Annotated in this window: 9 protein-coding genes, 1 tRNA gene and 1 pseudogene; 5 read left to right on the forward strand and 6 right to left on the reverse strand. The window is 55.2% G+C overall.

Annotated elements, in window-relative coordinates:
* Nucleotides 1-3 precede the first annotated feature (3 nt).
* Nucleotides 4-528: a CsiV family protein gene (locus tag RYC17_RS24000; protein WP_058402026.1), complete on the forward strand. Its 525-nt coding sequence runs from the start codon at nucleotides 4-6 to the stop codon at nucleotides 526-528.
* Nucleotides 529-602: 74 nt separating this feature from the next.
* Nucleotides 603-3347: a DEAD/DEAH box helicase gene (locus RYC17_RS24005; RefSeq protein WP_057401581.1), complete on the forward strand. Its 2745-nt coding sequence runs from the start codon at nucleotides 603-605 to the stop codon at nucleotides 3345-3347.
* Nucleotides 3348-3359: 12 nt separating this feature from the next.
* Here the strand turns inward: RYC17_RS24005 and RYC17_RS24010 are convergent, their stop codons facing one another.
* Nucleotides 3360-3926 (reverse strand): cysteine hydrolase family protein, encoded by a 567-nt coding sequence (locus RYC17_RS24010; RefSeq protein WP_316904595.1) that lies wholly within the window; start codon nucleotides 3924-3926, stop codon nucleotides 3360-3362.
* Nucleotides 3927-4039: 113 nt separating this feature from the next.
* Here RYC17_RS24010 and RYC17_RS24015 point away from each other — a divergent pair, with 113 nt between their 5' ends.
* The 3 genes from RYC17_RS24015 to RYC17_RS24025 all read left to right on the forward strand — a co-directional run bounded on the left by RYC17_RS24015 (nucleotide 4040) and on the right by RYC17_RS24025 (nucleotide 5659).
* Nucleotides 4040-4789 carry a 3-oxoacyl-ACP reductase family protein gene (locus RYC17_RS24015; protein ID WP_058402024.1) on the forward strand — a complete coding sequence of 250 codons (750 nt, stop codon included), beginning with the start codon at nucleotides 4040-4042 and terminating at the stop codon, nucleotides 4787-4789.
* A gap of 178 nt (nucleotides 4790-4967) precedes the next feature.
* Nucleotides 4968-5057: transfer RNA gene (locus RYC17_RS24020), tRNA-Ser, on the forward strand.
* Nucleotides 5058-5173: 116 nt separating this feature from the next.
* Nucleotides 5174-5659 carry a helix-turn-helix domain-containing protein gene (locus RYC17_RS24025; RefSeq protein ID WP_233424608.1) on the forward strand — a complete coding sequence of 162 codons (486 nt, stop codon included), beginning with the start codon at nucleotides 5174-5176 and terminating at the stop codon, nucleotides 5657-5659.
* Nucleotides 5660-5803: 144 nt separating this feature from the next.
* On the opposite strand, the gene RYC17_RS24030 is transcribed toward RYC17_RS24025, so the two are convergent.
* From RYC17_RS24030 to RYC17_RS24050, 5 genes and pseudogenes are all read right to left on the reverse strand, one after another.
* Nucleotides 5804-6256 carry a hypothetical protein gene (locus tag RYC17_RS24030; protein WP_004667489.1) on the reverse strand — a complete coding sequence of 151 codons (453 nt, stop codon included), beginning with the start codon at nucleotides 6254-6256 and terminating at the stop codon, nucleotides 5804-5806.
* Nucleotides 6234-6629: a polymorphic toxin type 44 domain-containing protein gene (locus tag RYC17_RS24035; RefSeq protein ID WP_004659794.1), complete on the reverse strand. Its 396-nt coding sequence runs from the start codon at nucleotides 6627-6629 to the stop codon at nucleotides 6234-6236. The genes RYC17_RS24030 and RYC17_RS24035 overlap by 23 nt, the downstream gene beginning before the upstream one ends.
* Nucleotides 6630-6658: 29 nt before the next feature.
* On the reverse strand, nucleotides 6659-7159 hold the full coding sequence (locus tag RYC17_RS24040) for an Hcp family type VI secretion system effector (protein WP_057401578.1): 501 nt from the start codon (nucleotides 7157-7159) through the stop codon (nucleotides 6659-6661).
* A gap of 642 nt (nucleotides 7160-7801) precedes the next feature.
* A pseudogene (locus tag RYC17_RS24045) lies at nucleotides 7802-8024 on the reverse strand (IS3 family transposase); the annotation flags it as partial.
* Nucleotides 8025-8125: 101 nt separating this feature from the next.
* The gene (locus RYC17_RS24050) at nucleotides 8126-8311 is read right to left on the reverse strand and encodes a hypothetical protein (RefSeq protein WP_004664555.1); all 186 of its coding nucleotides are present in this window, start codon (nucleotides 8309-8311) and stop codon (nucleotides 8126-8128) included.
* Between the last annotated feature and the right edge of the window lie 828 nt (nucleotides 8312-9139).

Below are 9139 nucleotides of genomic sequence, written 5' to 3' on the forward strand. Positions count from 1 at the left end.
CGCATGCGTCTGTTTCGTTCATTGATCCTGCTGCTGACGCTGATCGCGCCGACCGCGTTCGCCGATGGCTTGTATCAGGTCGAGATTTTACTGTTCCGCCAGAACGGCGAACCCGCCTCGACCCGTCAGCGTGTCCCGGAAAACTGGGACAAGGACGCGCAGAAGATCGCCGCGAACGATGAACGAAGCCCAGCCCTCAATGATCTGGCCAGCAAACTGCAGGGCAGCGGCAACTACCAGGTGCTGATGCAGCGCGCCTGGCAGCAGAGCATCGGCACCGAGCCAGGCAAGGTTGCCGTCACCAGTGGTGACGAGCGGCTCGGGCACTTCCCGATCGAGGGCACCGTGAGTCTGGCGATGGCACGCTTTACCGATATTGATGCACAATTCTGGGTCAACCAGCTGGACCCGCATGGCGTGGTCATCAGCAGTGAACGATTGAAGCAGACCGCCAGGGTAAAAAACGGTGAGCTGACCTATCTGGACAATGGCAACCTCGCGTTGCTGATCAAAGTTTCTCCTCTTTGATCTTTACGTACGCAAGGGACGCCAAGGCGCCCCCTTTCTTTTGAGCATCGCTGCGGCGTAGGGCCTTTTAAAACTTGTCGTCCATTCTCGAAAAAGTCCTGGCCTCGGCCTGGACAGACTTATTCAACGATCGAACGCTTGAGCGAGGGCTTGACTACGCCCGGCAAAAACGCATCGTGCTGGAAGACTCCAGCCCGCAGATCATCCGTACCGCATGCCGCGGCTCGGGTCTGGAAATCTACACCCAGACCCTGCTGTTCAAGGACCCGGATCGCTACAAGAACTACCTGACCTGCAAATGTACCTGCCCGGTCCGCAACGACTGTAAGCACTGTGTGGCCGCGCTGCATTTTCTCCAGGACCCGCAGAACCGGCCGCTGCTGCAAGCCGCGCTGGCTTCACACCAGCAGGAAATGGAAAAGCATGTCGAGCAAAAGCCGAAGCTGCCGGAACGCCTGATCGATAACCTGCAACCGCGGCCAAGACTGATTCTGGCAAGCATCGAGTTCAGCGCCTACGAGCCACGCAACGGGCGCATGCAGCGGCATATTCAGCACCGTGCTGCATTGGCCTTTGCCTACGGCAAGCATTACGCGGTCGGCACCACCAACGTCAGCATTCTGGTCAGTTCGCTGGGCAGCGACCTGGTGAATCAGAAAAGCGACATCATCGAGCACACCGACACCGAAACCCTGCGCATCCGTCGTCAGGGCGAACGGGAGCGGCAGTTGCGTCAGGAACTGGCCGATCTGGGCTTCAAGGTTGCCACCCGGCAGAGCAAGGCCCTGCCCGACAGTGCTGGTGACATGTACGAACTGCCCAATGACAAGGCCTGGCTGCATTTTGTCCTCGACGACCTGCCACGGCTGCGCGAGCAAGGCTGGGAAATCGACATTCAGGACGAGTTCGGCTTCGACGTTACCCCCGTGGAAGACTGGTATGCCGTCATCGACGAAGAGAACGAACGCGACTGGTTCGACCTGGAACTGGGCATCATCGTCAACGGCGAGCGCCTGAGCCTGTTGCCGATTCTGATCAACCTGATCCGCAGCCATCCCGAACTGATGAGCCCCTCGGCCGTGGCCAAGCGCGGCGACGAAGAACAACTGCTGGTGCAGCTCAACCACTTCACCCAGAGCGGCGGCAGCCCGGTGCAGATCGCCCTGCCCTACGGCAGGCTCAAGCCGGTACTGGCGACGCTGGGCGATTTCTACTGGCGGCAGGAGGGCAACAACGCGCTGCGCATGAGCAAGGCCGATGCAGCACGCCTGACCCAGCTTGAAGACCTGCCGCTGACTTGGCAGGGTGGCGACCGTCTGCGCCACTTCGCCGAACGCCTGATCAACATCAAGGACGCGCCGGTCAGCCTGCCCGATGGCCTTAATGCCACACTGCGCCCTTATCAGCTGGAAGGCCTGAGCTGGATGCAGTCGTTGCGCGAGCTGGAAGTCGGCGGCGTGCTGGCTGATGACATGGGGCTGGGCAAAACGCTGCAGACCCTGGCTCACCTGTTGATGGAAAAACAGGCCGGACGCCTCGACCGCCCCGCACTGGCCGTCATGCCCACCAGCCTGATTCCCAACTGGCTGGACGAGTCCGAGCACTTCACTCCGGACCTAAAGGTACTGGCCCTGTATGGCGCCAATCGTCATCAGGACGCTGGCAACCTGCAGGATTACGACCTGATCCTGACCACTTACGCATTGCTGCCACGGGACCTGGAACTGCTCGAAAAACAGCCCTTCCACGTGCTGATTCTCGATGAAGCGCAGTACATCAAGAACCCCAACAGCAAGGCCGCCCAGGCCGCACGCAACCTCAACGCACGTCAGCGCCTGTGCCTGAGCGGTACGCCACTGGAAAACCACCTGGGCGAGCTGTGGTCACTGTTCCACTTCCTGATGCCCGGCTGGCTGGGCAACAGCAAGGAATTCAACAGCAATTACCGCACCGCCATCGAAAAGCATGGCAACCAGGACCGCCTGCACCACCTCAATGCGCGTATCAAGCCGTTTCTGCTGCGCCGCACCAAGGAGCAAGTGGCCACCGAGCTGCCACCCAAGACCGAGATCATCCACTGGGTCGACCTTAACGATGCCCAGCGCGACGTGTACGAAACCGTACGCCTGGCGATGGACAAGAAGGTCAGGGACGAAATCACCCGCAAAGGCGTGGCGCGTAGCCAGATCATCATTCTTGAAGCGCTGCTCAAGCTGCGTCAGGTGTGCTGCGACCTGCGGCTGGTCAATCAGGACATGCCGGTCAACAGCAAACAAGGCACTTCAGGCAAGCTCAACAGCCTGATGGAGATGTTCGAAGAACTGCTGGCTGAAGGCCGCAAGATTCTGTTGTTCTCGCAGTTCACGTCGATGCTGAGCCTGATCGAAGAAGAGCTCAAGCAACGCGGCATCGCTTACGCGCTGCTGACCGGATCGACCCGCGATCGACGCACGCCGATTCATGACTTCCAGAGCGGCAAGCTGCCGATCTTCCTGATCAGCCTGAAAGCCGGCGGCACCGGCCTCAACCTGACTGCCGCCGATACCGTGATCCACTATGACCCGTGGTGGAACCCGGCAGCCGAAAACCAAGCGACCGACCGTGCTTATCGTATCGGTCAGGACAAGCCGGTATTCGTCTACAAGATGATCGCGCGCGGCACTGTGGAAGAGAAAATCCAGCGCCTGCAACGGGAAAAGTCAGCGCTGGCAGCCGGTGTGCTTGATGGCCGTACAACCGGCGACTGGAAACTGCGCGACGAAGACCTGCAGGCCCTGTTCGCCCCGCTTCCCGCAGCCCCGAAGAAAACCCGCAAGTAAACCCGTCCGGCGCTATTCGACAGCAACATGCTGAAGGATCTGCGCCGTGGACAGGACCGTCGCGTATTCACCGTGCAGGTTGGCCAGCGACATCGCGTGCACGTCTTCGGCACTGCGCGGCGTGCCGAAGAAGTCTGCTTGATCAAAGGTAAAGCAGGCGTCATGCGCCACCAGCACGTCAAAGCCAAGATTGCCGCCACTGCGCGCGGTGGACTCGACGGAATTGTTGGTGATCACGTCGACAATCACCACCTGCCCGATCCCGTCCGAGCGTAACCACATCTCCAGAAACGACCCGCAAAACGCGTCAGGCACCTGCTTGCTCAACTCCCGCTCATCGGCGTGCGGCAAGAACGCTGGCTGGTACTCGACCCCCGACTGCTCGGGCCAGAACACTGATTGCGGCGACGTCGAGAAATGCCGGACGTGGATCACCGGACGCCCGGATTGTCGCCAGGCACTCAGCAGCGCGCCTATATTCGCCTCGGCCTGCGGATTGTTACGCCGCCCCAACTTGGGGTGATTGATGCCCTGCTGCATGTCGATCAGGATCAGCGCGCTGTTGCCTTGAATATCCATGATGAATCAGTCCGAACTTTTGGTTCAGCAAGACTATCGCAATCAAGGTCTATTCTGGTCGCAATCGTCGATAGGCTCAGGCCTGTCCGAGACCTGCCCCCAAGGAGAACATCATGATCGAACACCTTAAACTCGCCGGCAAAGTAGCGCTCGTGCAGGGCGGCTCACGTGGTATCGGCGCAGCCATTGTCCAGCGATTGGCCAAAGAAGGCGCCGCCGTGGCGTTTACCTATGTCAGCTCCGAGGTCAACGCTCTGGAGATTCAGGACAGCATCGTCGCCAACGGCGGCCGGGCCCTGGCCATTCGCGCCGACAGCGCCGACGAAAAAGCCATCCGCCGGGCCGTACAGACCACTGCCGAGACCCTTGGCAGGCTGGATATTCTGGTCAACAACGCCGGCATTCTGGCCATTGCGCCGCTCAATGAATTCAGCATGCAGGACTTCGACAAAACTCTGGCAATCAACGTGCGTAGCGTGTTCATAGCCAGCCAGGAAGCCGCCCGGTATATGGAAGAAGGCAGTCGCATCATCAACATTGGCAGCACCAACGCCGACCGCATGCCATTTGCTGGCGGAGCAACCTACGCCATGAGCAAATCGGCGCTGATCGGCCTCACCAAAGGCATGGCCCGCGACCTCGGCCCCCAGGGCATCACCGTCAACAACGTCCAGCCCGGCCCGGTGGATACCGACATGAACCCGGCACAGGGCGAATTCGCCGAAACCCTGAAAGCACTGATGGCCTTGCCCCGCTACGGCACAAGCGAAGAAATCGCCAGCTTCGTTGCCTACCTGGCAGGCCCGGAAGCAGGCTACATAACCGGTGCCAGCCTGACCATCGACGGCGGCTTCAGCGCCTGAACTTAACGAGACGAGCGGCGCTGCGCCTCAGCGCCGCACCGCCTTCTCGGGCTTTTCAGTGGCGCATAAGCGTTTATTTGCTTAACCGCATGAAAAATCTGAAAAAAAGTTTTGCGTTAGGAAAAGGTTTCGACTACATTAGCGCGCCTCGACAGACACAACGTTGTCGTCGAGATACGGTGAGGTGTCCGAGTGGCTTAAGGAGCACGCCTGGAAAGTGTGTATACAAGAAATTGTATCGAGGGTTCGAATCCCTCCTTCACCGCCATATTAAGAAAACCCTGTGAATTCAGTTACTTAGAGTTCACGGGGTTTTTTGTTTGTACTACTCACAGTGCTGCAAGTTCTCGCCGGTCAGCGCTTCCCCTCCCCCGATGGCTGGGGATGTACATACATTCTCGACGCCCGCACACCCTTCTCCAAGCCCGCCAGCTTCTCAGCCTGACTACTCGCCAGCCCGTCGCACTTTCTGCACAGGACAAGATTCTGTGGGTGCTCATGAAAGATCGGCACGACTACTTCACCGGCGAAGGCAAGCTGTGGTTCGACAATCAGAACCACATCGCCAGCGCGTGTGCTTGCAGCCTTACTGTTGCAAAGGCGTTCATCAAGAAATTGCGTGAGCATGGATACCTGACCATCGAGAAGTGCCGTATTCATGGCTGCGCATATTCCAACTCGATGACAATCACTCGCGACCTTATTCTGGCGTCCATGTCGCCGCTGGAGGCCATCCCTAAGCCTGTAGCGGTCACGCCAAACCCAAGAGGCGAACGTGTGCCTGAGTACACCCCTGCTCCCTTGCCAAAAGCGGCGCAGATGGCACCGGCGCCCAGCGTTATCGCGTACGACGAACACTTCGAAGATTAGCCGGAATGGATGAGAGACGTAGCCTAAATTCGATCTCGCCATGGTCGGAAATCGTCTATCCGGCGTAGACGGAATTCGACCGGTAGTAAGACCGATATTCAATAAGACAGATGTAGAAAGACAAAAGCATTAGAGGGTTTGCACTCAGCGTCGCTCATCTTGCTGATTCAAGCTGACGCGGTAACTTTTAAACTTTTCGCCGTCGGTGTACTGCTTGCTGTAATAATTGTAAACAGCGCCTTTTACATCAATACCCACTCCATTCTGAGTATCGCGAATTACGACATCTTGCACACTACTGTCCGTAATCATAAAAGAAGACTGCTTGTTTAGCTGCTTTAAAATCTCCTGATCTGTTCCTTGGATCTGATTGTCGATATAGAATCTCAGAGTATCCAAATCAGTAGCAGGTGCACCGTAGCGAGTTACGTATACCCACGCCCCGCCCTTAACCTCCTGCTTAATAACAAGCTCATCAGCATCTGCAATGCCACCGACCACCGAATCAAGAATGTAATCAATAACTAAAAGACCTAACAGGCACCAGAACAGAATCTTGTACACATTACGCGACTTAGTATCCTTTTGACTTTGCATATTCAATACCTTGTTCTATCCAATATTGGTCAGTTGGATCATCGCCATACGGCGCACGCCAGTACCACTTCCCCCAATCCACCTTGGTGCTCTGTGTGCCTGAACGCTTCTGAGCAAACCCCGCAGCCCTCAGCAGAATCTGATCAGGCAGCTGACCAGCTCTGCCCACGGCGCCGTAGTGAAAATTGCCGAAATCTTCCCACGCATGATTCTGCTGCTTATAGTCCCATGGACCATGATTACGTACTTTGTAATAAAACCAACTCATGAATGCACCGACAGCGGGGTCCTTCTTCCACTGATCGTTCGCAAGCTTCATGTGCACATCGACACTAACGCCGGGAGGTATCGCTTCTGGCATTTCATAGTTCATGGCTTGCTCTCTTCCAAACGCGCACAGGATCAGGCGTAAATTTTATTGCTGATGGCATCCCAGCCACCCGCAATTTGCCCTGCGCTTTGCCCAGTCTTCCGACTTTGTTTGGAGTAGATTAATTTGATGCGGCCATAATTTAACGCAATCAGCTCACTCGGAAACGCATTAGACTGATCGCCATTGCCCGTTAAAGCGAAAGAGCTAATTATAACTTCCTCAAGCACTATCTCAAGGTATTTAACTTTCGGATCGCCAGCCCTAAATATATGAACCGACACCTGCTTAAAATGTTTTCCACTACAGCAAGCCTCATGAAGTTTGGGGGTAGCGTTATCTACAGGTTTGCGGACAAGCAAATCACTTAAGTAAGCGCGACCAGAAGTTGCACCGCCAGCGGACGTAGCTGTAGCGGACGCTGTCTGACTGGCCGAGAGGTCGAAATCCTGTAGCTCAATCCAGTTTTCGTAACCTTCGGAGAGCGTTTCTCCGGGAATACCTTCGATTTGTAGGTAGGCTTCAAATGACATACTTAATTCCTTTTAAGGTTTTCGCAAGGGCTAGCATGATACTAAGATTCCCGCGCTGACGGAACAGGGAGGTCGTTTTCCCTGTTTTCCAATTCCCATGCTGCATGCTCGCGCTACATTCGACGGCGATTGACTGTGCTGACTGGAAATATCGTTGGGGTCGGGTCAGCTTCAGCGCTGCTAAACAGAGCGCACGGGGGGGGCAGTCGAGCACAGCTTAATGATAGTGCGGTGCTTCCGATCCCGATTCAGATTCAGATTGTTCAGCGTACGAACTGGCAGTCTTCAGAAATAGGCGTCTTGGCAATGTCGCCCCTGCCGGTGCAGGCCAGAGTAATGCGACTACCCTTTTGCAACTGAGCTATAGTAGGGTCTTTTGCATCTTCAAATGAAAACTGGGGTTCCATGAATTGATTGACTCCACCTTGCAGCGTTACGTAAGGACGACCCCGGAAATCTGTTGGGACAGAGCAGAAATTAAGGGTGGCAATGCCAAGGACGTAGGCTACGGCTCTCCAGCCGGTGGCATTTAGCCTCCCAAGGAGAGTTCGATGGGCGTTTTTTTAATCGGTTATGACTTGATATCTCCAGAAAATGACTACTCGGCAATTATTTCTAATATTAAGAGATCCACAACGACAGCCACTTCCCTTGAGCCCAGATGTAGGTGATGTCACCAGACCCGATTCGGCACCGGCACATCAAACTCTCGACTCAAGATGTTCGGAATATAAGACCGCTCAACCGTCGCTGGTTTGTAGGCGTGTGATTCAGGCTGTTCGCTGACCAACTCCAGTTCCCGCATCAGGCCTCGCACCTTGAACCGTCCAATTTGCTCGCCGTCTTCCAGCATCATCGACACGATGATGCGGCGTGAAGATGCGACCGTGTGACCGCATCTTCACAGGCATGTACAGGCTTGAAGCACATGTTATTTTTACCGCATATCGCGTGTATTGTAAAAACTCAACCTTCGCCGCCACCGCCGCACGAAATCAGTTCAATAAGTCCCATTTGATACCATTTATTCTGGCAACTCCACCCGTGTTCAAATGTAAACGCACTTGCAGTGCCGCTGAATGCAACGCCCAATGCGAGCGCCAAGGCGATTCCAATATTTCGCGAACGCACTTTCTTCATGTTGTCTTTCATAAATGCTCCATAGTTTTAGCAGGTAATGCGAGCCTGTAAAGGCCGCATGAACGTCACAATACCCCACCGACTTTAGCGCTTTATTGTCGGCACTCAAGGTACACTGCCGCGGCCCTAAACCGTGACCAGGCAAACAGCGACCCTAAGTCAGCTGCATGATTTTTGATTTAGAGATGCGCTTCTCTATGGCACATTTGAGTACTGAAACCTAATACGATCAATAGCACAAATGGGCTAATAGCCTCATGCCACAAGGTCAGGCAGCACACGCGCCCACAAGCTTTTCTAATTGTCAGATCCTGTTCCTGCCGTCCTGGCTGCACCGCTTTGCGGATTTCGAAGATGACGTACTACGGCCCCGATGGATCGTTTATTTGCAGGGTGTATGCCCAATTTCGTAGCCCCTTGGTCTGGCTCACTTTGCACTTCGGTGAATCAGACCAAGGATCAATGCTGGCAGCTGCTTGGGCAGCCGATAACGGATCGGACAGAACGTGCGTGGTCGCTGGCTGGTCGGATCAATAATCGGTTCGCCGGCAGGATGTTTCTCCACGCTGTATTTGCGCGAAAAGCAGTGATATGAAAACGTGACGTGCACCGCCAAAGTTTCCTGGCCAGCCTACTGACGATTTCGAAGAAAAACGACATGTTCAAAAGAGTCGACCAAAAGCTGTCGGCCAGATGTGTCCAAGAAATTGTTGACGACTTAAAAAGCGCTCAGGTGCATCCGACTAAAACGTCCAAGATTGCACTAATTTAGACATCCTTTTCCTTTCTAGTCCTATATCGGACAGGTTCGAACCCCTGCTTCACCTCCATACTTGAAAC

The organism is Pseudomonas syringae group sp. J248-6 (assembly GCF_032586995.1).
In the GTDB taxonomy this organism is placed as follows: Bacteria; Pseudomonadota; Gammaproteobacteria; order Pseudomonadales; family Pseudomonadaceae; genus Aquipseudomonas; species Aquipseudomonas amygdali.

Bases quoted from the DNA above. Each gene is read 5' to 3' on its own strand.
- RYC17_RS24000 (WP_058402026.1), top strand. From the start codon at position 4: ATGCGTCTGTTTCGTTCATTGATCCTGCTGCTGACGCTGATCGCGCCG.
- RYC17_RS24010 (WP_316904595.1), bottom strand. From the start codon at position 3,926: ATGGATATTCAAGGCAACAGCGCGCTGATCCTGATCGACATGCAGCAG.
- RYC17_RS24015 (WP_058402024.1), top strand. From the start codon at position 4,040: ATGATCGAACACCTTAAACTCGCCGGCAAAGTAGCGCTCGTGCAGGGC.
- RYC17_RS24025 (WP_233424608.1), top strand. From the start codon at position 5,174: ATGTACATACATTCTCGACGCCCGCACACCCTTCTCCAAGCCCGCCAG.
- RYC17_RS24030 (WP_004667489.1), bottom strand. From the start codon at position 6,256: ATGCAAAGTCAAAAGGATACTAAGTCGCGTAATGTGTACAAGATTCTG.
- RYC17_RS24035 (WP_004659794.1), bottom strand. From the start codon at position 6,629: ATGAACTATGAAATGCCAGAAGCGATACCTCCCGGCGTTAGTGTCGAT.
- RYC17_RS24040 (WP_057401578.1), bottom strand. From the start codon at position 7,159: ATGTCATTTGAAGCCTACCTACAAATCGAAGGTATTCCCGGAGAAACG.
- RYC17_RS24050 (WP_004664555.1), bottom strand. From the start codon at position 8,311: ATGAAAGACAACATGAAGAAAGTGCGTTCGCGAAATATTGGAATCGCC.